General features: G+C 52.5%; 25 protein-coding genes. 15 read left to right on the top strand and 10 right to left on the bottom strand.

The genetic code is table 11. The features are described 5' to 3' along the window. Positions 1-296 precede the first annotated feature (296 nt). Together FZF21_RS11940 and FZF21_RS11935 are read right to left on the bottom strand one after the other, a co-directional pair. Complete coding sequence (locus tag FZF21_RS11940; protein ID WP_006810853.1) at positions 297-731, bottom strand: hypothetical protein; 435 nt, start codon at positions 729-731, stop codon at positions 297-299. After that, entirely contained in the window at positions 724-1191 is a 468-nt protein-coding gene (locus FZF21_RS11935) for a hypothetical protein (RefSeq protein ID WP_047353326.1), read from the bottom strand. Before FZF21_RS11935 ends, FZF21_RS11940 begins: the two co-directional genes overlap by 8 nt. 1060 nt (positions 1192-2251) lie before the next feature. Between FZF21_RS11935 and FZF21_RS22295 the strand changes: the two genes are divergently transcribed. Both FZF21_RS22295 and rluB read left to right on the top strand, forming a co-directional pair. Continuing rightward, entirely contained in the window at positions 2252-2377 is a 126-nt protein-coding gene (locus tag FZF21_RS22295) for a hypothetical protein (RefSeq protein WP_006810850.1), read from the top strand. Positions 2378-2948: 571 nt separating this feature from the next. Next, positions 2949-3824: a 23S rRNA pseudouridine(2605) synthase RluB gene (rluB, locus tag FZF21_RS11930; RefSeq protein WP_003856794.1), complete on the top strand. Its 876-nt coding sequence runs from the start codon at positions 2949-2951 to the stop codon at positions 3822-3824. A 34-nt stretch (positions 3825-3858) separates the two neighbouring features. On the opposite strand, the gene cobO is transcribed toward rluB, so the two are convergent. Continuing rightward, positions 3859-4449, bottom strand: a complete 591-nt coding sequence (gene cobO / locus FZF21_RS11925; protein WP_015570385.1) for a cob(I)yrinic acid a,c-diamide adenosyltransferase — start codon at positions 4447-4449, stop codon at positions 3859-3861. Continuing rightward, entirely contained in the window at positions 4446-5207 is a 762-nt protein-coding gene (locus FZF21_RS11920; protein WP_045349655.1) for a YciK family oxidoreductase, read from the bottom strand. The genes cobO and FZF21_RS11920 overlap by 4 nt, the downstream gene beginning before the upstream one ends. A 252-nt stretch (positions 5208-5459) precedes the next feature. Between FZF21_RS11920 and sohB the strand changes: the two genes are divergently transcribed. Next, the gene (gene sohB / locus FZF21_RS11915; RefSeq protein ID WP_045349654.1) at positions 5460-6506 is read left to right on the top strand and encodes a protease SohB; all 1047 of its coding nucleotides are present in this window, start codon (positions 5460-5462) and stop codon (positions 6504-6506) included. A gap of 35 nt (positions 6507-6541) precedes the next feature. On the opposite strand, the gene FZF21_RS11910 is transcribed toward sohB, so the two are convergent. Beyond that, complete coding sequence (locus FZF21_RS11910; RefSeq protein ID WP_003856804.1) at positions 6542-6793, bottom strand: YciN family protein; 252 nt, start codon at positions 6791-6793, stop codon at positions 6542-6544. Between the two features lie 398 nt (positions 6794-7191). Here FZF21_RS11910 and topA point away from each other — a divergent pair, with 398 nt between their 5' ends. The 6 genes from topA (at position 7192) to acnA (ending at position 14677) form a co-directional block, all read left to right on the top strand. Beyond that, entirely contained in the window at positions 7192-9789 is a 2598-nt protein-coding gene (gene topA / locus FZF21_RS11905) for a type I DNA topoisomerase (protein WP_017384217.1), read from the top strand. A 186-nt stretch (positions 9790-9975) separates the two neighbouring features. After that, positions 9976-10950 (top strand): HTH-type transcriptional regulator CysB, encoded by a 975-nt coding sequence (gene cysB / locus FZF21_RS11900; RefSeq protein WP_006810844.1) that lies wholly within the window; start codon positions 9976-9978, stop codon positions 10948-10950. A gap of 336 nt (positions 10951-11286) precedes the next feature. After that, the gene (locus FZF21_RS11895; protein WP_213083754.1) at positions 11287-11427 is read left to right on the top strand and encodes a YmiA family putative membrane protein; all 141 of its coding nucleotides are present in this window, start codon (positions 11287-11289) and stop codon (positions 11425-11427) included. A gap of 8 nt (positions 11428-11435) precedes the next feature. Beyond that, entirely contained in the window at positions 11436-11600 is a 165-nt protein-coding gene (locus tag FZF21_RS11890) for a hypothetical protein (protein WP_162183706.1), read from the top strand. Positions 11601-11737: 137 nt separating this feature from the next. Next, positions 11738-11836: a small membrane protein YmiC gene (gene ymiC / locus FZF21_RS22205; protein WP_032103392.1), complete on the top strand. Its 99-nt coding sequence runs from the start codon at positions 11738-11740 to the stop codon at positions 11834-11836. A 165-nt stretch (positions 11837-12001) separates the two neighbouring features. After that, a complete protein-coding gene (acnA, locus tag FZF21_RS11885) occupies positions 12002-14677 on the top strand; it encodes an aconitate hydratase AcnA (RefSeq protein ID WP_063945903.1) in 2676 nt (891 codons plus the stop codon). A gap of 37 nt (positions 14678-14714) precedes the next feature. Here acnA and ribA read toward each other — a convergent pair whose 3' ends face one another. After that, positions 14715-15305 carry a GTP cyclohydrolase II gene (gene ribA, locus FZF21_RS11880; protein ID WP_003856813.1) on the bottom strand — a complete coding sequence of 197 codons (591 nt, stop codon included), beginning with the start codon at positions 15303-15305 and terminating at the stop codon, positions 14715-14717. Between the two features lie 197 nt (positions 15306-15502). Here ribA and pgpB point away from each other — a divergent pair, with 197 nt between their 5' ends. The 5 genes from pgpB (at position 15503) to yciH (ending at position 19151) form a co-directional block, all read left to right on the top strand. Next, positions 15503-16270: a phosphatidylglycerophosphatase B gene (pgpB, locus tag FZF21_RS11875; RefSeq protein WP_003856815.1), complete on the top strand. Its 768-nt coding sequence runs from the start codon at positions 15503-15505 to the stop codon at positions 16268-16270. 148 nt (positions 16271-16418) lie between these two features. Continuing rightward, entirely contained in the window at positions 16419-16727 is a 309-nt protein-coding gene (locus tag FZF21_RS11870) for a LapA family protein (RefSeq protein WP_063151437.1), read from the top strand. A gap of 6 nt (positions 16728-16733) precedes the next feature. Beyond that, a complete protein-coding gene (gene lapB / locus FZF21_RS11865; protein ID WP_003856819.1) occupies positions 16734-17903 on the top strand; it encodes a lipopolysaccharide assembly protein LapB in 1170 nt (389 codons plus the stop codon). Between the two features lie 184 nt (positions 17904-18087). Beyond that, positions 18088-18825, top strand: a complete 738-nt coding sequence (gene pyrF / locus FZF21_RS11860) for an orotidine-5'-phosphate decarboxylase (RefSeq protein WP_023303835.1) — start codon at positions 18088-18090, stop codon at positions 18823-18825. Then, entirely contained in the window at positions 18825-19151 is a 327-nt protein-coding gene (gene yciH, locus FZF21_RS11855; protein ID WP_063945902.1) for a stress response translation initiation inhibitor YciH, read from the top strand. Before pyrF ends, yciH begins: the two co-directional genes overlap by 1 nt. A 103-nt stretch (positions 19152-19254) precedes the next feature. Here the strand turns inward: yciH and osmB are convergent, their stop codons facing one another. From osmB to FZF21_RS11840, 3 genes are all read right to left on the bottom strand, one after another. Then, positions 19255-19473 (bottom strand): osmotically-inducible lipoprotein OsmB, encoded by a 219-nt coding sequence (gene osmB / locus FZF21_RS11850; RefSeq protein ID WP_017384212.1) that lies wholly within the window; start codon positions 19471-19473, stop codon positions 19255-19257. Between the two features lie 262 nt (positions 19474-19735). Next, positions 19736-20488, bottom strand: coding sequence for a DNA-binding transcriptional regulator YciT (locus FZF21_RS11845; RefSeq protein WP_017384211.1), 753 nt, complete (start codon positions 20486-20488; stop codon positions 19736-19738). Positions 20489-20525: 37 nt separating this feature from the next. After that, entirely contained in the window at positions 20526-20708 is a 183-nt protein-coding gene (locus FZF21_RS11840) for a hypothetical protein (RefSeq protein WP_023303834.1), read from the bottom strand. A gap of 191 nt (positions 20709-20899) precedes the next feature. Here FZF21_RS11840 and FZF21_RS11835 point away from each other — a divergent pair, with 191 nt between their 5' ends. Then, a complete protein-coding gene (locus FZF21_RS11835; protein ID WP_017384209.1) occupies positions 20900-21769 on the top strand; it encodes a crotonase/enoyl-CoA hydratase family protein in 870 nt (289 codons plus the stop codon). Here FZF21_RS11835 and pdeR read toward each other — a convergent pair. Further along, on the bottom strand, positions 21766-23757 hold the full coding sequence (gene pdeR / locus FZF21_RS11830; protein ID WP_032103394.1) for a cyclic di-GMP phosphodiesterase: 1992 nt from the start codon (positions 23755-23757) through the stop codon (positions 21766-21768). The two genes, FZF21_RS11835 and pdeR, sit on opposite strands and share 4 nt — an antisense overlap. Between the last annotated feature and the right edge of the window lie 111 nt (positions 23758-23868).

The following is a 23868-nucleotide window of genomic DNA, read 5'->3' as shown; positions in this document are numbered from 1 at the left end:
CCTCGTTCGTCATTACCTTACGTAATGTCTTGATAATAAAAGTTGGGCGACTGTCATCACCCTTGCTTGCATCAATCCACGTCAGCAGATCTCGAGCTATTTTAAGTTGCAGCATTATTTAGTATCCTTATTTTTAAAGATGTAACCTTCGGATAATAGCCACTGGTAGAACTCCCCAATCGTTAGTTTATTCACTTCCTTACTGAATAGCTGAATCTCAGATTTGGCTATCTCTGCTGGTGGTTGGTTGTTCCAGTAGCTTCTAAGCCATGATAATGATTTCTCTGCTTTTGTAGTCATCTGTAATACTCCAAATGGTTGAGGTGGTCGAATCGCACGGCGTAATACACCGCAAACTGTTTTAAGATAAATCTGAAGTGGTGTTCTTTTAAATAACCATTCCGGCGCTCAAGCGCGGCATTGTATAATTCATCGTACAAGGTATCGTGAAAGCCAAAATAAACTTCCCACAAAAGCGGAGTAAAATCTTCACGATAAGCAACACGAGACAGGATGAGATTAAAGTCGCCTTCTATGGCATTCGTCACACGGTTCAGGATCAGGCGGCAATGTCCCGTCCTGTGGTCATGGTCAATAACCGGATCTGTCAGTGGTGAGCCTGTTATGAAGTCCCTCCCGTCCTGCTCGGCGATCATCATTTTCCGGTAGTCGCTGGCGCTCCTCTGGGCGAGTTTTGCCGGGTTGCGCTTCTGCGCATAAGGTTCAAACATGGGAGCCTTTCACAAAGGATGCACGTAGGCGACCAGAGAAGGTGAGAGCCTCGGTTTCTGCTGCTGCTTGCGCAGCTGCTTCTGCACGTTTACGGCGTTCTTCCTCTGCAACCATCTGTTGGTATAGCTCTTCCGCTTGAGCCTCAAGGGAGGCCATTAAAGCTGCTTCTGCTGCCTCTGTGAGGGAACGGCGCTCTGTGTCGATTTCCTGCTGCTTTTTGTTCATCACGATACGCATTGCAGGATCACCAATGTTGTAGAATGGCTGGCGCTCAAACTCCGCGATTTCGTACCCATCTTGAATAGCGGTCTGTAGCTTAATGAGCACTACCGGATAAAAATCCGAGATACTGAAAACATCCGTGAGATGGGATTCGATGTAATCAGCTACGTATTGATCACGCTGTATTTTAAACTCGGCTTTTATTTCTTTGGTGAATGCTGCTGGTAGCTTAGTCATGAGGACATTGCTCCTTTATAGATAGAAGTTTCTTAATGTTGATTCGGTTGCAGGTGTGACAATAAAATGGGCTTACACCTCCAACAATGTACGAGGTGACGTAATAGAATTTTCCTTCAAAGTATTCCATGCTGAGAACTCCACTATCCACCCATCGATTTATTTCTCGGTGCTCATTGCCATTGCTCCATTCATCTACGAAGTCCTCGAACGTGAAGCAATGTTTCATGATTTCTTCGGCCCAGTACATAAATGCAACTCGGTGTGGAGTGGTTGGCATACCATACTGGCGTAACCTGTCACGATAGATGTGGTATTCGAAACGAGGGAGCCACTTTTTAATTTCTTTCAGATTTTGACTTTTCAACTGTATGAGTTTTCCTTTTCTTTGAGCATAGGAAAGCCTCCTCGGAAGGATTGCCCAAACGTCCAACACAACCGAAATAATCAGACCGGGTGATCTGGGAATCATCGACTTTAAAACGTTTAGCTTCCGGGAGGCTTTATTCTGCGGAGAGTGCGCAAGCTGCGCTATACGATACTAACTATGGGAATAGTAAGAAGTAGATTCTAAGAACAAAAACTATCGCTCAGAGGCGTTTGTTCACAACATTGCTTTCCTAATGTTTATAATACACTAAAAAGCATTTTTTGTCAATTGATTTTTGTTGACTTCTGTATTTAAATGTGCTTTGCGAGTTGTATTGTCTGGATCTGCATGAGGGGGATTGGATAGTGGGAATACAGCGAAGCTGTCAGAGAGAATGGCCAGTAGCACTCGTTAGAGCGTAGGCATTTGATCGGGGCTTCCGCTGTCCACTACGTCAGATAGCGGCACTGGTGGCTCGGGGAATCATCTTCTGGATGTTGCAGGGCGATTCCTTGGTATCGTCATTGCACCAGTGAGAAGGGCGACGGCTTACCGTGGTCCAGCTTTGGCATTGTTCCGAATAGCTGTTCACGCTTCGTCTACTGCGTCCTGTGCTGCTTGCGCTCAAAGGGTGGGTAAACATCAGAGAGATAGGCTGTAATGCGCACCGGGGCTGGTGGAAGTGGTTAAATGAAGATGTTGAAGACTGCCATCATCGAGACGATTCTCCAGCTTAATCTGGAATCTCATCATGATGAATCTCTGGTGGTGGTCATCGGTGAGCAACGGGAAGAGATAATGCAGGATAAAGTTTAAGGTTAAGTTAAAGGTTAAGTTAAAGGTTAGTTGGGTCAGAGTATGACTTCGGATTACTCCTGCCTACATCAGAGAGTAACAAGAAGGATTATTATCAAGGTTAGGTTAATTCAGATCAGAGATAGAGTGTACACTTGAGTAGTGATTGACACACAGGAACAGACATACACTCTCTTTCATGACTAACATGAAAGATCACTATTGTGCAAAGGTAATTCTCTCTCTTCGAGAGACAAACCTCACTCGCTTCGCTCGCGAACTTCGTGTGTAGGGTAGCACATCATCCCATGTCTTGTCAAGGGCGTGCCTACCATAAAAACTTAAAAATTACTACTTATTTCAAATCTTTCATACTCGCACTTGTGAACAGATGCGCAACACTTACTTTTTTTTGCTTAAAACTTAATCAGAGGGTAAGTTTTAGGTGGTGAACAGGCTGTACAACAAAGTAGGTTACAATGTGGTGAACATCGCGTATAATGACCTTCAACTAAACATGCTAACGCATTGATTTATATAGATTTGTTAGTGTCTATTCGACGCCTGTGAAGGCGACACCTGAGGAAGCTCAATGAGCGAAAAGTTACAGAAAGTGCTGGCGCGCGCCGGCCACGGTTCGCGCCGTGAAATCGAAGCCATTATTGAAGCAGGCCGCGTGAGTGTGGACGGTAAAATCGCCACGCTCGGTGACCGCGTTGAAATCGTACCGGGGCTGAAGATCCGCATTGACGGCCATCTTATTTCCGTGAAAGAGTCTGCTGAACAGATCTGCCGCGTACTGGCTTACTACAAGCCGGAAGGCGAACTGTGTACCCGCAACGACCCGGAAGGTCGCCCGACGGTGTTTGACCGTCTGCCAAAATTGCGTGGCGCCCGCTGGATTGCCGTAGGCCGTCTGGACGTGAACACCTGTGGCCTGTTGCTGTTCACCACCGATGGTGAACTGGCAAACCGTCTGATGCACCCGAGTCGTGAAGTGGAACGTGAATACGCCGTTCGTGTTTTCGGCCAGGTTGATGAGAACAAACTGCGCGACCTGTCGCGTGGTGTTCAGCTGGAGGACGGCCCTGCGGCGTTCAAAACCATCAAGTTTACCGGTGGTGAAGGCATTAACCAGTGGTACAACGTTACCCTGACAGAGGGACGTAACCGCGAGGTGCGTCGACTGTGGGAAGCGGTCGGTGTCCAGGTGAGTCGCTTGATTCGCGTCCGCTATGGCGACATTCTGCTGCCGAAAGGCCTGCCACGTGGCGGCTATACCGAACTGGATCTGACGCAAACCAACTACCTGCGCGATCTGGTTGGCCTGACGCCAGAAACCACGTCGAAAGTGGCGGTAGAGAAAGATCGTCGTCGCATGAAGGCGAATCAAATCCGCCGTGCGGTGAAACGTCATAGCCAGGTCAGCAGCAATCGCCGCTCTGGCAGCCGTAATAACAACGGTTAATTGAAAAGCCCGGTGAATATACCGGGCTTTTTTTTCAGTAATCAATCCCAATTTGCGCTTTGATACCCGCATCGAATGCATGCTTAACCGGACGCAGCTCGCTGACGGTATCGGCCAGCTCCAGAATGTCCCGATGACACCCGCGCCCCGTGACGATCGCCGTCTGGTGTGCAGGGCGGTTCCTGAGGGCCTCCAGCACGGCTTCCAGCGGCAGGTAGTCATACGCCACCATATAGGTGATCTCATCCAGCAACACCATGTTCAGCGACGGGTCTGAAAGCATTCTTTTGGCATGCTCCCAGACGGCGAGGCAGGCTGCGGTATCGGTTTCCCGGTTCTGGGTATCCCAGGTAAAACCGGTTGCCATTACCTGAAACTCAACGCCATGCGGCTCGAGCAGATTACGCTCGCCGTTGGGCCATTCACCCTTGATAAACTGGATCACGCCCACTTTCTGCCCATGCCCGACTGCGCGGGTGGCGGTCCCAAATGCGGCGGTGGTTTTGCCTTTGCCGTTGCCGGTGAACACGATTAGGATACCGCGCTCGTCCTGAGCGGCCGCCACGCGTGCATCAACCTGTTCTTTCAGACGCTGCTGGCGCTGCTGATGACGATCATCACTCATTGCGATATCCCCGGTTTGCGGCCTGGCTGGGCATCGAAGGTCATTCCGGTTTTGCGACGGCTGTCGTCACCCATCAGCCACAGGTAAAGGGGCATGATATCGGCCGGGGTTTTAAGCTTCTGCGGATCTTCTGTCGGGAAGGCGCTGGCGCGCATTTTGGTGCGCGTACCGCCTGGATTAATACAGTTAACCCGCAGGTGGCGGCTTTGGTACTCTTCGGCCAGCACCTGCATCATTCCTTCGGTGGCAAATTTTGAGACGGCGTAAGCCCCCCAGTTCGCACGCCCCTGACGCCCCACGCTGGAGGAGGTAAATACCAGCGAGCCGGAATCGGAGTTGAGTAATAAAGGAAGCACGGCCTGGGTCAGGAAAAACGTCCCGTTGACGTTAACCTGCATCACCTGTTGCCAAATCTCCGGATCCTGTTCATCCATCGGGCGCACTTCGCCCAGTAACCCCGCGTTGTGCAGTACGCCGTCCAGACGCGGATAATGTGTGCTGATCCGCTGGGCAAGGGCCTGACATGACGCTGGCGTGCAGGTCAGCAGATCGAGCGTATACCAGGGCGTGGGGGTACCGCCGGCGTTTTCGATTTCACGGGCGACGGCCTTGAGCTTTTCTTCATTACGTCCCAGCAGAATAAGGCTCGCACCGTATTCAGAATAGGTCAGCGCCGCTTCGCGACCAATCCCGTCGCTGGCACCGGTAACCAGAATGATGCGGTTCTGTAGAAGGTTTTTTTGTGGCTGATAATGCACGGTGGCTCCTCAGGCGCATTGGGCGTGACTTGCACCTTTATTTATGACTTTTCGGCTTTATGCCCGAAACAGCGTCAGAATTCAATCAGTCTACAGGACAGAACGCTGGGAAATTAACAATTTGCAAAGATTTAAACCAGAAACGGGGGATTCCTGAAGCCGCCTCGCAGAGGTAATGTCCAGAGCGAGACGCCTGCGCAGGGCTGTTGTACACTGGCGTGAAAGATTCGTGGTTAAATCAAGGTGGAACGCGTGGAATTACTTTCTCAGTATGGGTTGTTTTTGGCCAAAATCGCGACGGTGGTTATTGCTGTCGCGGTGATTGCCGTCCTGATTGTCAACCTGACGCAGCGTAAGCGTCAGCGTGGTGAGTTACGCATTACCCGCCTGAGCGAGCAGTATAAAGAGATGCAGGAGGAGATGTCTCTGGCGCTGCTTGACGATCATCAACAGAAGCTGTGGCTAAAAACCCAGAAGAAAAAACATAAGCAGGACGCCAAAGCCGCGAAGGCGAAAGCTAAGCTCGCCACGCCACAGGCTGACGCAAAACCGCGCGTCTATGTGCTCGATTTTAAAGGTAGCATGGATGCGCATGAAGTCTCCTCTCTGCGTGAAGAAGTGACGGCGGTGCTGGCCGTGGCGACAGCCCAGGATCAGGTGGTGGTACGCCTTGAAAGCCCGGGCGGCGTAGTGCATGGGTATGGACTGGCGGCTTCGCAGTTACAACGTCTGCGGGACAAACAGATCCCACTCACCGTTGCGGTAGATAAGGTCGCGGCGAGTGGCGGCTATATGATGGCGTGCGTGGCGGATAAAATCGTCGCGGCACCGTTCTCCATTATCGGCTCGATTGGGGTGGTCGCGCAGATCCCTAACTTCAATCGTTTCCTGAAAAATAAAGAGATCGACATCGAACTGCATACGGCGGGTCAGTACAAACGTACGCTGACGCTGCTCGGCGAAAATACCGAAGAGGGACGGCAGAAATTCCGGGAAGATCTGAACGAAACCCACCATCTGTTCAAAGATTTCGTGCACCGCATGCGCCCAACGCTGGACATTGAGCAGGTGGCTACGGGCGAGCACTGGTACGGCACGCAGGCGCAGGAGAAAGGGCTGGTGGATGAAGTGGGTACCAGCGACGACCTCCTGCTCAACCTGATGGAAGGCCGTGAGCTGGTGGGGGTGCGCTTCACCCGACGTAAGCGCCTGCTCGACCGTTTTACCAATAGCGCGGCAGAAAGCGCGGATCGCCTGCTGCTACGCTGGTTGCAGCGCGGACAAAAGCCGCTGCTGTAAAGAAAAACGCGAGGCAGATGCCTCGCGTTTTCGTTTTAATCGACCAGGTGGTACTTCTCTGAGAGGGTATGCGCCAGGTATTTAAACATGTTAAACACGGCGGTGCTTTTCGGGGTGGGTAGCCCTTGTTCATCAAGGAAGTATTCACCGCTGAACACCAGCACGCCATTACGTTGTTCCACGCCAGTCGCTTCAATTCCCGCCAGGGTGTCTTCATGGTCGCGAATGAGTTTGTTTGCTTCGATAAGCAATGAAGCTCGGTCAATGGGTTGGGTCGTATTCTGCATATTCCACTCCTTAAACAGTGACAATAGTCTACGCCTGGGTCGCTTCGGGGGCAAATTTTCCCTGTTATCCGAGGGGATAAGAAACAGGGGCTGGCTGGCGGGATTTGCTTTTGCATGCTAATAAAGTTGCGTAACGAATTTTATCAGGTACAGTGTGCGCTTTCGTCATTCTGGCAACAGAATTGCTTGACATTCGACCGGGAATTCGTCACGAATGAACTTTGATGTGAGAAAAATACCCGAAAACTCAATGACCTGGATGTCGCCATTCTGACGTTCGGTAACACATAGGGGTTGATATCCCCTGACGATGTCGCAATATCAATGGCTCGTCGTCAGCGGAAGGGAAATCAACGTGCGGCGTATTCCTGGAAGAATTAAATTAGGTAAAGGTGAATATGGGTAAAGCTCTCGTCATCGTTGAGTCCCCGGCAAAAGCCAAAACGATCAATAAATATCTGGGCAATGACTACGTGGTTAAGTCCAGCGTTGGTCACATTCGCGACTTGCCGACCAGTGGCTCAGCCAGCAAAAAGAGCGCAGACTCTACCTCCACCAAAGGGGCTAAAAAGCCTAAAAAGGATGAACGTAGCGCGCTTGTCAACCGCATGGGTGTTAACCCATGGCACAACTGGGATGCACATTACGAAGTGCTGCCAGGCAAAGAAAAAGTCGTTAACGAGCTGAAACAGCTTGCTGAAAAAGCAGACCACATTTATCTCGCAACCGACCTTGACCGCGAAGGGGAGGCCATTGCATGGCACCTGCGGGAAGTGATCGGGGGTGATGACAAACGCTACAGCCGTGTAGTGTTCAACGAAATTACAAAGAATGCGATTCGTCAGGCGTTTGAAAAGCCGGGTGAACTGAATATCGACCGTGTTAACGCTCAGCAGGCGCGTCGCTTTATGGACCGCGTTGTAGGCTACATGGTCTCGCCGTTGCTGTGGAAAAAGGTCGCTCGCGGCCTGTCTGCGGGGCGTGTGCAGTCTGTGGCTGTTCGTCTTGTTGTTGAGCGTGAACGCGAGATCAAAGCGTTCGTCCCGGAAGAGTTCTGGGAAGTGGATGCGAATGTCACCACGCCGGGCGGCGATGCGCTGCCGTTGCAGGTGAGCCATCACAACGACAAACCGTTCCGTCCTGAAAATCGCGATCAAACCATGGCCGCCGTGGCGCTGCTGGAAAAAGCGCGTTATCAGGTTCTGGATCGTGAAGATAAACCAACCAGCAGTAAGCCTGGCGCACCGTTTATCACGTCAACTCTCCAGCAGGCGGCAAGTACCCGTCTGGGTTACGGCGTGAAGAAAACCATGATGATGGCCCAGCGCTTGTATGAAGCGGGTTACATCACCTACATGCGTACTGACTCCACCAACCTGAGCCAGGACGCTGTCAACATGGTGCGTGGCTATATCGAGGACAACTTCGGTAAGAAATACCTGCCGGACGGGCCTAATCAGTACGCCAGCAAAGAGAATTCTCAGGAAGCGCACGAAGCGATTCGTCCTTCTGACGTTTCCGTTCTGGCTGAATCGCTGAAAGATATGGAAGCGGACGCCCAGAAGCTGTATCAGCTGATCTGGCGCCAGTTCGTAGCCTGCCAGATGACGCCAGCGAAATACGACTCCACCACGCTGACCGTCGGCGCGGGTGATTTCCGCCTGAAAGCGCGCGGCCGCATTCTGCGCTTCGACGGCTGGACAAAAGTGATGCCAGCGTTGCGTAAAGGTGATGAAGACAGAACGCTGCCTTCAGTCAACAAAGGTGACGAGCTGTCGCTGGTTGATCTGGTCCCGGCTCAGCACTTCACCAAGCCACCTGCGCGCTTCAGCGAAGCATCGCTGGTGAAAGAGCTGGAAAAACGCGGCATCGGTCGCCCGTCCACCTATGCGTCAATCATTTCGACCATTCAGGATCGTGGATACGTTCGCGTCGAGAACCGTCGTTTCTATGCTGAAAAAATGGGTGAGATTGTCACCGACCGTCTGGAAGCGAACTTCCGTGAGTTGATGAACTATGACTTCACCGCGCAGATGGAAGACAGCCTCGATGAGGTTGCCAGCCATAAGGCAGAGTGGAAGAAAGTTCTCGACAGCTTCTTCAGCGATTTTACCAATCAGCTTGAGAAAGCCGAGAAAGATCCTGAAGAGGGCGGCATGCTGCCTAACCAGATGGTACTGACGAGCATCGACTGCCCAACCTGCGGCCGTAAAATGGGGATCCGTACCGCGACCACGGGCGTGTTCCTCGGTTGCTCTGGCTATGCGCTGTCGCCGAAAGAGCGTTGCAAAACCACCATCAACCTCGTGCCGGAGAACGAAGTTCTCAACGTGCTGGAAGGTGACGATGCGGAGACCAACGCACTGCGCGCCAAACGCCGCTGTAAGAAATGCGGCACGGCGATGGACAGCTACCTGATCGATCCAAAACGCAAACTGCACGTTTGTGGCAATAACCCGACCTGCGATGGTTATGAGATCGAAGAAGGTGAGTTCCGCATTAAGGGCTATGACGGTCCAATCGTTGAGTGTGAGAAATGTGGTTCCGAAATGCACCTGAAAATGGGACGCTTCGGTAAGTACATGGCATGCACCAACGACGACTGTAAAAACACGCGTAAGATCCTGCGTAACGGTGAAGTTGCGCCGCCAAAGGAAGACCCGGTTCCGCTTCCTGAGCTACCGTGCGAGAAGTCAGACGCGTATTTCGTGCTGCGTGACGGCGCTGCCGGGGTATTCCTGGCGGCCAACACCTTCCCGAAATCGCGCGAAACCCGTGCGCCGCTGGTAGAAGAGCTGTACCGCTTCCGCGACCGTCTGCCGGAGAAACTGCGTTACCTGGCCGATGCGCCACAGCAGGATCCGGAAGGCAACAAAACCGTGGTGCGCTTCAGCCGTAAAACGAAGCAGCAGTACGTGGCGGCAGAGAAAGAGGGCAAAGCGACCGGATGGTCAGCCTTCTTTGTCGACGGGAAATGGGTTGAAGGCAAGAAATAATCTTCCCTTACCGTAACTTACCTGTAAAAGGGCCGGACTTCCGGCCCTTTTTTATTACGTAGTTATTATTTTTTGTTCCGTACTATACAGCCTGGCTATAAATGATATAGTGGTTATAGTTAACCCGTTTCTTATTATCAAATCGTCTTAAGCGATTGACGCATGCGCTAAATCGGATGGTCTGGCATGAAATTACAGCAGCTTCGCTATATCGTTGAGGTCGTCAATCATAACCTCAATGTCTCTTCCACCGCAGAAGGTCTTTATACCTCTCAGCCCGGCATCAGTAAGCAGGTGCGTATGCTGGAGGATGAGTTAGGTATTCAGATATTTGCCCGCAGCGGTAAGCACCTGACTCAGGTCACCCCGGCAGGACAGGAAATCATACGCATCGCACGGGAAGTGCTCTCCAAAGTCGACGCCATTAAATCCGTCGCCGGGGAACATACCTGGCCGGATAAAGGCTCTCTGTATATTGCCACCACGCATACACAGGCGCGTTATGCGCTTCCCGGGGTGATCAAAGGCTTCATAGAACGCTATCCCCGCGTTTCCCTGCATATGCATCAGGGCTCACCGACGCAAATCGCAGAGGCCGTGTCTAAAGGCAATGCAGACTTCGCTATCGCGACGGAAGCGCTCCATCTGTACGATGATCTGGTCATGCTCCCGTGCTACCACTGGAACCGCTCTATTGTCGTGACCCCGGATCACCCGCTGGCGGGGAAGGGCGAAGTGACAATCGAAGAACTGGCGCAATACCCGCTGGTGACCTATACGTTCGGCTTTACGGGCCGGTCTGAACTGGACACCGCGTTTAACCGCGCCGGATTAACGCCACGGATTGTCTTTACGGCGACGGATGCGGACGTCATAAAAACGTATGTACGTCTGGGCCTGGGCGTTGGGGTTATTGCCAGCATGGCGGTGGATCCTGTCTCAGACCCGGATCTGGTGCGTCTGGATGCGCATGATATTTTCAGTCACAGCACCACCAAGATAGGTTTTCGTCGCAGCACGTTCCTGCGCAGCTATATGTATGATTTTATTCAACGCTTTGCGCCACATTTAACGCGCGATGTGGTGGATACAGCTGTGGCGTTACGCTCCAATGAAGACATCGAAGAGATGTTTAAAGACATTAAACTTCCCGCCAAATAATCACTCCCGGTATCTTTCTCTTGCGGAAAGATACCGTCATTCCGCTTTAAACCTGAATTAGAATTATCATCATCTACGCCCACTGTCATATATCGTCATAACCCATTTGATGACTATGGTTTTACTGTCGCAAATTTGCGACAAAAGTAGAAACTAATTTACAGCTGTGCAAATTATTCTTTTCAATTATTTATTTCGGGTCAAAAGATTGAATTTTCCCGGGCTCGGATACGTAAATTCACTGGCTTTTCGGCTAAAGTTTCTTTAGGATTTATCTCATCAGATGATTACTTGTGCCAATTGTTTGGTCTCAAAATGATAAGCGATATCGATTGTATGAGGTTAGCAATGCCGTCAGGAAGTGAAGAACCGCAAAGGGATCCCGCGCTTAAGCGTAAAGCCTGGCTGGCGGTCTTTCTTGGCTCTGCCCTGTTTTGGGTGGTGGTTGCTCTTCTTGTCTGGAATTACTGGGGTTGATTATGGTCATGACGGTGCGTACAGAAGCGAGAAAAGAGATGTGTCAGCTTCGTGACAATGCTCACAAAGCCCGTAAGGCGCCAGCAACCAGCGTGCCAGCTTCCTGGAAACTGACGCCGCAGCAGCAGGCCTTTATTGATGTATTCGCGGAAGACGAACCCAAAAAACAATAATTTTGATTTTTGCGTAATGATGCAAATAGTCTGAATATAGACCGTGCACTTTTGTACTCCTTAATAAATACACATCAGCAATATAGAACGAGGGCAGACCTCGCAACCTTAAATAATTAAAGTCTGGTGTCCCTATGATGAATAACATGACAACCGTAAAATACTGGTCATGGCTCGGCGTATTCTCAGCGTCGATCCTCTTCTGGTGTCAGCTCCTCTGGCTGGCCTTGCACTAAATCGTAAAACCTCGCCACGGCGGGGTTTTTTGTTTTATCCCTCGCGTTGGACCATTCCTAAATTTATCAATTTGGGTTGTTATCAAAACGTTACGACATCTTTGTGTTATCTTTAATTACAGCCCTGATGATTGTCAGGACATCCCTGTTTTTAAGGAGGAGCTTATGTCGTTAACCCTACGCGAAGCCAGTAAGGACACATTACAGGCGGAAAATAAAACCTGGCGCTACTACAGCTTACCGCTGGCTGCCAGAACGCTTGGGGACGTTTCGCGGTTACCCAAGTCGTTGAAAGTCTTACTGGAAAACCTCTTGCGCTGGCAGGATGGCGACTCGGTTACCGAGGAGGATATCCAGGCTCTGGCAGGGTGGCTGAAAAATGCTCATGCAGACAGAGAAATTGCCTATCGCCCGGCCAGGGTGCTGATGCAGGATTTCACCGGCGTGCCTGCGGTGGTGGATTTGGCAGCTATGCGTGAAGCCGTTAAGCGTCTCGGGGGCGATACAGCTAAGGTTAACCCCTTGTCCCCGGTAGACCTCGTCATTGACCACTCCGTCACCGTCGATCACTTTGGTGACGACGATGCTTTCGGCGAAAACGTCCGTCTGGAGATGGAACGTAACCATGAACGCTACGTATTTCTGAAATGGGGTCAGCAGGCGTTCAGCCGCTTCAGCGTTGTTCCACCGGGCACCGGCATTTGTCACCAGGTCAACCTGGAATATCTTGGCAAAGCCGTCTGGAGTGAATTGCAGGATAAAGAGTGGGTGGCTTACCCTGATACGCTGGTGGGCACCGATTCACACACCACCATGATTAACGGCCTTGGCGTTCTGGGCTGGGGCGTCGGTGGTATTGAAGCGGAAGCGGCCATGCTCGGCCAGCCGGTATCAATGCTCATTCCCGATGTGGTGGGCTTTAAGCTGACCGGTAAATTGTCCGAAGGCATTACCGCCACGGATCTGGTTCTGACGGTCACCCAGATGCTGCGTAAGCATGGCGTGGTGGGCAAATTCGTTGAATTTTATGGCGATGGTCTGGATTCACTGCCGCTGGCGGACCGGGCCACCATCGCCAACATGGCGCCGGAATATGGCGCGACTTGCGGCTTTTTCCCGATTGATAGCGTTACGCTGGAGTATATGCGCCTCAGTGGTCGCAGCGAGGAGCAGGTGGCTCTCGTTGAGGCCTACACCAAAGCGCAGGGCATGTGGCGTAACCCGGGTGACGAGCCGGTATTTACCAGTACGCTGGAGCTGGATATGGGCACAGTTGAGGCAAGCCTCGCAGGGCCAAAACGTCCGCAGGACCGCGTCGCCCTGAGCAACGTTCCGAAAGCCTTTGCCGCCAGCAATGAGCTGGAAGTTAACGCCGCACAAAAAGATCACCGTCCGGTGGACTATGTTCTGAACGGGCATCAGTATCAGCTCCCTGACGGCGCCGTGGTGATCGCCGCTATCACTTCCTGTACCAACACGTCCAACCCGAGTGTGTTAATGGCTGCCGGGCTGCTGGCAAAAAAAGCGGTAGAGCTGGGGCTCAAGCCACAGCCTTGGGTTAAAGCCTCCCTGGCGCCTGGTTCGAAAGTGGTATCCGATTACCTGGCACAGGCCAGACTCACGCCTTACCTCGACGAGCTGGGCTTTAACCTGGTGGGCTACGGCTGTACGACCTGCATCGGTAACTCTGGTCCACTGCCTGAACCTATTGAAATGGCGATCAAGCAGGGGGATTTGACCGTTGGCGCGGTACTTTCCGGTAACCGAAACTTTGAAGGGCGTATTCATCCGCTAGTGAAAACCAACTGGCTGGCCTCGCCGCCGCTGGTTGTAGCCTATGCGCTGGCCGGAAACATGAACATTAACCTGGCGACCGATCCGATTGGTCACGATCGCAAAAATGAACCGGTCTATCTGAAAGACATCTGGCCATCATCGCGCGAAATTGCGCGCGCGGTAGAGAAAGTTTCCACCGAGATGTTCCGCAAAGAGTATGCGGAAGTGTTCGAAGGCACAGCGGAATGGAAAGCGATCGACGTGGTGGGTTCCGATACCTATGACTGGCAGGATGATTCCACCTATATTCGCCTGTCGCCATTCTTCGACGAAATGCTGGCGGAGCCTGCACCGTTGAAAGATATTCACGGTGCGCGCATTCTGGCGATGCTGGGCGATTCCGTCACCACTGACCATATCTCCCCTGCGGGTAGCATCAAGGCGGACAGTCCGGCAGGTCGGTATCTGCAAAGTCGTGGCGTGGAACGTCGCGATTTCAACTCCTACGGTTCGCGCCGCGGTAACCACGAAGTGATGATGCGCGGGACCTTTGCCAACATCCGCATTCGCAATGAAATGGTCCCAGGCGTGGAAGGGGGTATGACGCGCCACCTGCCGGATACAGAGGTCATTTCAATTTATGACGCAGCCATGAAGTATCAGCAGCAGGGTACGCCGCTGGCCGTTATTGCCGGTAAAGAGTACGGCTCCGGTTCCAGTCGCGACTGGGCGGCAAAAGGTCCGCGTCTGCTCGGGGTTCGCGTGGTGATTGCCGAATCCTTTGAACGTATCCACCGCTCAAACCTGATCGGGATGGGGATCCTGCCGCTGGAGTTCCCGCAGGGTGTAACGCGTAAAACGCTGGGTTTGACCGGGGAAGAGCAGATTGATATCAGCGGTCTGCAAAATCTGCAACCGGGTAAAACCGTTCCGGTGAAGTTAACGCGCGCAGATGGAACGACAGAAGTGCTGGATTGCCGGTGTCGTATTGATACGGCAACAGAGCTGACCTATTACCAGAACGACGGCATTTTACATTATGTGATTCGTAAGATGCTGGACTGATAAAACTCGCCCGGCACATGTGCCGGGCGTTTTGCGTTTACTCGCTCAGCAGATGCCCCATTTTGGCAGCTTTGGTATCGAGGTAGTGCGCGTTTTTCGGGTTGCGGCCGACAATCAGCGGTACGCGTTCCACAATATTGATGCCCGCTTCAGTGAGGATTTCCACTTTTTTCGGGTTATTGGTCAACAGACGCACTTCGTCCACGCCCAGCAGCTTGAACATATCCGCGCACAGGGTGAAATCGCGCTCGTCAGCAGCAAAGCCGAGCTGATGGTTCGCTTCGACGGTATCGTAGCCCTGATCCTGCAACGCGTAGGCGCGGATTTTATTCAGCAGGCCAATATTGCGTCCTTCCTGACGGTGATACAGCAGAACGCCACGTCCTTCCTCTGCGATATGAGAAAGGGCGGCTTCAAGCTGAAAACCGCAGTCGCAGCGCAGGCTGAACAGCGCGTCACCGGTCAGACACTCTGAATGAACGCGGGACAGCACCGGCGTTTGCCCCGAAATGTCGCCGAACACCAGGGCGACGTGATCTTGCCCGGTTGCCAGTTCTTCAAAACCCACCATCAGGAAATCGCCCCATGGGGTTGGCAGTTTGGCTTCTGCCACACGTTTAAGCTGCATGTGATTCTCCAGACCAGGCTGACACGTTTCGTGCCTTTGCCCCATTATGCTTTCTGTATCGGACTATTTTGCCACAAGCCCGGCAACTTCACCTAATCACCACCACGCTTTACAAACGTTAAACGCACAATCCGACATATCCACCAGAATGATGAAATTCAGTTATGATTGTGGTGCTTAGTGAAAAAGGAGAGGACATGCTTTCAATTGCCAGACGAACGGCCGCAGGAGCCGCCGTATTGCTCGTTATACCACTGGTCGTTTGGTTCTCCGGCTGGATGTGGCAGCCCGGACAAAACGAGACGTGGCTGAAAGCCTTATACTGGATAACCGAGACGGTCACCCAGCCGTGGGGGATTATTACGCACGTGCTGCTCTGTGGCTGGTTCCTGTGGTGCCTGCGCTTTCGCCTTCGCGCGGCGCTGGTACTGTTCGCTATTCTCGGCGGCGCCATACTTATCGGGCAGGGGGTGAAGTCGTGGGTCAAGGATCGCGTGCAGGAACCCCGTCCTTTCGTCGTCTGGCTGGAAAAAACGCATCATGTTCCGGTGGATGAGTTCTACAATTTAAAGCGTAAAGATCGCGGTGCGTTGGTAAAGGAGCAGCTTGCAGAACAGCAGGATATCCCGACCTTTTTACGCAAACACTGGCAAAAAGAGACCGGCTTTGCGTTTCCTTCCGGGCATACGATGTTTGCTGCCAGCTGGGCGCTACTTGGCGTGGGACTGCTGTGGCCGCGTCGGCGTACCCTCACGATTGCGATTTTGCTGGTCTGGGCGACAGGCGTAATGGGCAGCCGGATGCTGTTGGGGATGCACTGGCCGCGTGATTTGGTGGTGGCAACGCTGATCTCGTGGGTACTGGTGACGCTGGCGACCTGGCTTGCACAACGTTTTTGCGGACCATTGACGCCGCCGCCGGAAGAGAAGGAAGAAATAGCCGAAAGGGAGTCTGGCGGAACCTGAAGGTTGATATTCCGCATTTTGACCATAAATCCATGTAGGGCGCGTTACTTTTTCCATTTCGCGCCCGCCACTAAAATGGTAGCTTATAAGGCTGATTGCAGTGAGTTGAACACGCTTTATACGCTCGAACCACATAACGGGAAGTCATGTGAAATATTTACTCATTTTCTTACTTGTGTTGGCGATTTTTGTCATTTCAGTCACATTGGGCGCGCAAAACGATCAACAGGTAAGTTTTAACTATCTGCTGGCGCAGGGCGAGTACCGGGTGTCGAGCCTGCTGGCGGTGTTATTCGCGGCGGGTTTTATCATCGGCTGGCTTGTATGCGGCCTGTTCTGGCTTAAGGTTCGTGTTTCTCTTGTTCGCGCTGAACGTAAAATTAAACGACTTGAACATCAACTTACGCCTGCGTCTGACATTCCGGCGAGCTCTGGTGTGCCGGTAGTCAAGGAATAATCGAATATGCTGGAGTTGTTGTTTCTGCTTTTGCCTGTCGCCGCAGCCTATGGCTGGTATATGGGCCGCAGAAGCGCGCAACAAACAAAACAGGATGAAGCAAACCGACTCTCCCGTGACTACGTAGCGGGGGTGAACTTCCTGCTGAGCAATCAGCAGGACAAAGCGGTGGATCTGTTCCTCGACATGCTTAAAGAGGATACCGGCACCGTTGAGGCGCATCTCACCCTGGGAAACCTGTTCCGCTCGCGCGGAGAGGTTGACCGTGCCATTCGTATCCACCAGACCCTGATGGAAAGCGCTTCGTTGACCTATGAGCAACGGTTGCTGGCCGTGCAGCAACTTGGGCGGGATTACATGGCCGCGGGGCTTTACGATCGCGCCGAGGATATGTTCTCTCAGCTGGTGGATGAGACGGACTTCCGTATCGGTGCGCTTCAGCAGCTTCTGCAAATCTATCAGGCCACCAGCGACTGGCAAAAAGCGATTGATACCGCCGAACGCCTGGTCAAACTCGGTAAAGACAAACAACGCGTCGAAATTGCCCACTTCTATTGCGAGCTGGCTCTCCAGCAGATGGGTAGCGATGACATGGATAAAGCCATGGCATTGTTAAAGAAAGGCGCTGCGGCCGATCGCAACAGCGCACGCATCTCGATCATGATGGGGCGGGTCTTTATGGCTAACGGTGATTACGCCAAAGCCGTGGAGAGCCTGCTTCGCGTTATCGACCAGGACAAAGAGCTGGTCAGCGAAACGCTGGAAATGCTGCAAACCTGCTATCAGCAGTTAGGTAAGCAGGACGAGTGGGTTGCGTTTCTGCGTCGCTGCGTTGAAGAAAACACCGGCGCCACAGCCGAACTGATGCTGTCAGATGTCGTCGAAGAGCACGAAGGGAGTGATACCGCCCAGGTATACATTACCCGTCAGTTGCAGCGTCATCCTACCATGCGGGTATTCCATAAGCTGATGGATTACCACCTTAATGACGCAGAAGAAGGGCGCGCTAAAGAGAGCCTGATGGTGCTGCGAGACATGGTGGGTGAACAGGTGCGCAGCAAACCGCGCTATCGCTGCCAGAAATGCGGCTTCACCGCCTATTCGCTTTACTGGCATTGCCCTTCCTGCCGGGCGTGGTCCACCATTAAGCCAATCCGAGGTCTGGACGGGCAGTGATTTTTTAAAACGTCGCATTTTAGTTACAACATACTAATGGTTGCAGTGATTTCGTCAGCACCGTGCGGTCTGGGGTTCGGCAGGAAAATCATTCGATTCTGTTCATTTACCCCGAGGGCAGGTAGAATGCACGCCGTTTATCTGTTCCGCGCCGCTGCGCGCCCATAGACGAAAAGGGCTGGTCATGACGTCTGTTACATCCTCCACTTCCCGCGTAGTTACCGATTCTCCCGTAGTTGTCGCTCTGGATTACAATAACCGTGACGCCGCACTGGCCTTTGTTGATGGCATTGATCCCCGCGATTGCCGTCTGAAAGTAGGCAAAGAGATGTTTACGCTGTTCGGCCCGTCAATCGTCCGCGATCTGCACCAGCGTGGCTTCGACGTTTTCCTCGACCTGAAATTCCACGATATTCCAAATACCACTGCGCACGCCGTTGCTGCGGCGGCTGAACTGGGCGTGTGGATGGTTAACGTTCATGCATCCGGCGGGGCACGCATGATGACGGCTGCGCGCGAAGCGCTGGTGCCGTTTGGTAATGACGCTCCGCTTCTGATCGCCGTCACCGTGCTGACCAGTATGGATGAATCCGACCTGCGCGATCTGGGTGTGACGTTGTCACCTGCCGAACACGCGGAGCGTCTGGCGCGCCTCACGCAACAGAGTGGTCTCGATGGCGTGGTCTGTTCGGCTCAGGAGGCGGTTCGCTTCAAAGCTGAGCTAGGCCGCGACTTTAAACTGGTAACGCCGGGCATCCGTCCGGCAGGCACCGAGTCTGGGGATCAGCGACGCATCATGACGCCAGAGCAGGCGCTGAGCGCGGGTGTAGACTATATGGTGATTGGTCGCCCGGTGACGCAATCCGCTCATCCGGCAGAGACCCTGAAAGCGATTAATGCATCACTGAAAAAGGGGGCATAATGCGTGACGCCAACAGTCGTCTGGTCTATTCAACGGATACCGGGCGCATTGAAGAGCCAAAAGAGAAAGCTGAACGTCCAAAAGGCGATAGTATCGTGCGAATTCAGCGCCAGACCAGCGGCAGGAAAGGTAAAGGGGTTTGCCTTGTCACTGGCATTGATCTGGATGATGCAGACCTGGTAAAGCTCGCCGCTGAACTTAAAAAGAAGTGCGGATGCGGTGGGGCAGTAAAAGACGGCATTATTGAGATTCAGGGTGATAAACGGGATTTAATTAAAACGCTGCTGGAAGCCAAAGGAATGAAAGTTAAACTGGCGGGCGGCTAAAATAAATGAGCCACGGACATTGCCGTGGCTCTTTTTTTACGTGCGTAAGTCAGACCTGAAAATACAAAATATATTATTATACCGGTGAGAGCCGTTATGGTGATTATTTGCCCACCTGGTGACCGATAACACCACCTACGGCAGCACCACCTAATGTACCCAGCGTACTACCATCCGTTAATACTGCACCACCAAGCGCACCAGCACCGGCACCAATCGCGGTATTACGGTCACGTTTAGACCAGTTAGAGCAAGCGCTCAGGGACATTGCTACAGTGATTGCCAGAACAGCGGCGGCTAATTTTTTGCTGGTAAATGTCATAATACTTTCTCCTGAATTATCGATTCACGGAAAGGAATGCACTTTAAGTATAGACAATATCCATACTTAAATTCTGTTCCCGTGAAAGCTGGTCGCGCAGGCGTTTCATCATCACGCAGGTGATAGTCACTTCCTGTTATATCGCTAATATTAATTTTACGTGTTTAGAACGGTTTCAACAGGTAAAAACTCTTAAAGGCAGGGTCGGAATACTCTCAGAGAAAGGTTTAAGTGCGCCCATTATTCGGGCGCAGCAGGATAATCAGGCCGTTTTTTTCACAATATCGACAGTCAGGCCGTCTTGTTCTAATTGCTGGCGATATTCATCGCGCAAACGCTCATCCGTAATCACACGGCTGAAGCGTGAAGCCGGACCCATCGTATAAGGGTGTACGGCGCCAAACTTAGAGCTGTCGGTCAGCACTATCGCTTCACACTCTTTGGCGAGCACTGCGTTAACCACGTCTGAACGCATCATGTCGCGACCGGTAAAGCCGGTGTCGGGCTGCCAGCCGTCAATACCAATGAATGCTTTACTGAAGTGAACCTGCTGAACATATTGACGCGTTAATGGCCCCACCATGCTTTCGCTTTTCTTCTGGTAAATGCCGCCCAGCAGTATCACCTCGCACTGAGTTTCCTTCAACAGATGGGCGATATAGCTGCTTACGGTGATGATGGTAACGTCTTTTTGATCGGCGAGCGTGCGCGCCAGAAGAGCGTTACTGCTGCCATTTTCAATAAAGACGGTCTCACCGTTATTCACTAAGGATGCAGCAAACTCCGCCAGCTCCCGCTTGAGCGCATAATTGTTCATCATGCGGGTTTCGACGTCGTCGCTGTCCAGTGGAACGGCATATCCGTGTGCACGCCGCAGGTAGCTCTGTTTTTCCAGCAGATTCAGATCCTGACGAATGGTGACTTCAGAAACGCCGGTGGCTTTAGCGAGATCGACCACGCTTACGCGTCCCTGATCGATCACCATCTGCAAAATGATTTGTTGTCGGGAATTCATAGCATCCATTTAAAAGGCAAGGGCGGAAACGACGTGGCTACACTTCCCACGGGGCTTTAGGTTGAGTGGATTCTGGAGCGTTATCAGCGCCGTTCTCAGCCAGCAGTTCAGACTTGAGGATTTCAAGGTTACGGATAGCAGAGTGATAATCGCCTGCGACAAGAATATCCAGCACAGTATCAATACGCTGTGCCACGGCTTTTGCATCAATGTTAGACATAAGCTCACCCTGAAGCGAAAAGTTAATATTATCAATGATGCAGAAAATTGATTCAAAAGAGAAGGTAAAAAATGCAATAACCAAAGTTCATAAATGAAAGTGATAAATTTAACCCCCGTATGCTGCGGGTTGTAGGGGTGGATTAGTCTAAAACTGCGCGCAACGCGCTTTTTTATAAGAGGAATTCGACTATGACAGTTATCAACCAGACAACCTGCACATTGTTTACTGATGCTGAACGATTCACTCAACTGGCGGCTTATTATGAGGCCGAACGGCGTACGGTGTGGATGATGTTACGTGCCACGCCACGGCCTTGCTTCAATCATGCGCTGATCGAGGAGATCATGAATCTCTCCTGGCTGGTTCGACAGTCCGGATTTGTCGTTGATTTTTGGGTCACCGGATCGCTGGTCCCCGACATCTACAATACCGGCGGTGATTTACAGTTCTTCGTTGAGTGCATCAAAAACAATCGACGCGAAGCGTTACGCGCCTATGCCCGGGCCTGTGTGGACTGCGTTCATGCCGCCTCGCGAGGGTTTGATACCGGTGCTGTCACGCTGGCTATGGTGGAAGGAAGCGCGTTAGGGGGCGGGTTTGAAGCCGCGCTGGCGCATCATTTCATTCTGGCCCAGCGCGATGCCCGATTAGGCTTTCCGGAAATCGCGTTCAATCTGTTCCCGGGCATGGGCGGCTATTCACTGGTGGCGCGTCGTGCCGGAATGAAAATGGCGGAGGCGCTAATCTACAAAGGTGAGACGCATACGGCGGAATGGTATGAGCAGTATGGTCTTGTGGATCTCTTATTCGAGCCGTTACAGAGCTATGTTTCGGTGCGGACGTTTATCGACACGCTACAGCCGAAGCTCAACGGCGTAAGGGCCATGCTGCGTGCGCGTACGCGCGTGCTGCCACTTCCGCGAAGCGAGCTGATGGACATTACTGAGGATTGGGTTGATGCCGCCTTCTGCCTTGAACCGAAGGATATCGCCTACATGGAGCGGCTGGTTATGCTGCAAAATCGCCATCAGGCGACGGGCTTACGCAAAGCCAGCTAACGGACATTTCTGGCCTGATAGCGCTTTAGCCATCGCTCGAATGCGGCAGCGGGCATGGGCTTAGCAAAAAGATAACCCTGCCGTTCGTTGACGCCATTCTTCGTCAGAAAGGCGTCTTCTTTTGCACTTTCCACCCCTTCAGCAATGACCTGCAAATTTAACGCCTGCGCCACGGCGACTATCGCACGCACCAGCGACTGTGAAATGGACTGCTTATGGATGTCCCGCACGAAAGCCTGGTCAAGCTTAATGGCATCGATAGGGAAGCGCGCCAGCTGCGACAGGGAAGAGTACCCCGTACCAAAGTCATCCAGGTGAATTTGCGCTCCCAGGCGGCTAAATTGCTGGATCACTGACAGGGCCAGCTCTTCATTTTCAATGAGACAGCTTTCGGTCAATTCCACGTCAATCGGGCAGTATTCAAAACTCAGGTCTTTCAGCGCCTGCTTCAGGTCGCTGAAGATGGTCTGGTCCGCCAGCTGACGGGCGGAGACGTTGACCGCGACGCGAAGGTTGATCCCCTTGTCGCGCCATTTCGCCACCTGGCGCACCACATCAAGCATAACCCAGCGGCCCAGGGGCACAATCAGCCCTGACTCCTCAGCATAGGAGATAAACTCCATCGGCGGGATCAGGCCACGCTCTGGGGACTGCCAGCGCACCAGCGCCTCCAGACTTCTGACTTCGCCGCGCCAGGTTATTTTGGGCTGGTAGTGGATTAACAGCTGATCGTTATCCAGCGCTTTACGCAGGTTGGTATCCAGCCACAGGTATTCAAATACGCGCTGGTTCATCTCTGGCGAGAAGACGCAGAATTTGCCCCGGCCATTTTCTTTGGCGGTGTACATGGCGGTGTCGGCATTACGAATGACGCTTTCGCGATCGTTACCGTGCTGGGGCGCAAGCGCGATGCCCAGCGAGCAGCCGGTGTAAACCTCTATCAGCCCGATGCGGAAAGGCTGACGAAGTCGGGTCAGTATGCGCGATGCCATGGCTTCCAGCGCGCCCTGCGAGGTATCGGTGGCCAGCACGATAAACTCATCCCCACCCAGGCGCGCCAGGGTTTGTCCTTCGTCCAGGCAGCTCAGGATCGCCAGCGCAACGGCCTGTAGCAGCTGGTCGCCAAACATATGCCCATAGGCATCATTCACTTTTTTAAAGTTATCCAGATCGAGATAAACCACGCCTACCTGGGTGTCACCCCGAGCGGTGATGGCATCAGAGATCAGCTCATGGATGGCGTTTCGGTTAGGCAAACCGGTAATCGTATCCGTATTGGCGAGTACGCGCAGGCGCTCCTGGGCCCGACGCTCTTCGGTTATATCGGTACCTGAACAGATGAGGAAAATTTCATTTTTCCCGCTGCCGCTGTGAACAAATTTATTTCTGAAGAGAAACAGGCGCTGCCCTTTGCGGGTCTTGATCCAGCGTTCAACTTCGTACGAGCTGCCGTTACGAAAAAAACCGGTGATGTTGCGTTTGGAGGCCGCGGCTTCGCTACGGCTCATAAACAGTTTGAACACGTTTTGCCCGATAACTTCCTGTTCCTTCAGGCCCGTATATTCTTCACTTAAACGGTTGAAGCGCTGAATATTCCCGTTCTGGTCGAGGATCACAATCACGGAGTTAGCCTCGGACACTACCTGTTCGGCGAAGGAGAGCCCCTGCGCCAGGTCCCGCGCCACGGAAGGAGTATCGTTCCAGGCTGATGCCGTTCCTGCCCACTCATTTTTGTTAATTTTACGGCCGACAAGATGAACGGGAACGTCCACACCGTACAAGGGCAGGGTCATGGCAATGCTGGAGGTTATCACGGTGAGCTGGCGGATCAGCGCGGCCTGCTCATCATCCAGCGCCACCACCTGAATGATGTCAGCGCTTTCACTGGCAGCAAGATGCAGAGCATTGCTGTCTGCTGTCAGTCGCCACCAGGGGCTATGCGTACCCATGTAACGAAACAGCAAATTCTGCTCCAGATCGTCCATCACGTTTTCTCCCGCGGCTGCTGAGTAGCGCACAAATTATTCATTTGCAGTCGACAATGACGGCTCTCTTTTACTGTAGATAATTCTGGCGAAATGTGGCGATGGGAAACAGAA

This window comes from Enterobacter sp. LU1 (assembly GCF_008271405.2).
In the GTDB taxonomy this organism is placed as follows: Bacteria; Pseudomonadota; Gammaproteobacteria; order Enterobacterales; family Enterobacteriaceae; genus Enterobacter; species Enterobacter hormaechei_C.
This window is presented reverse-complemented; position numbering and strand designations above follow the sequence as displayed.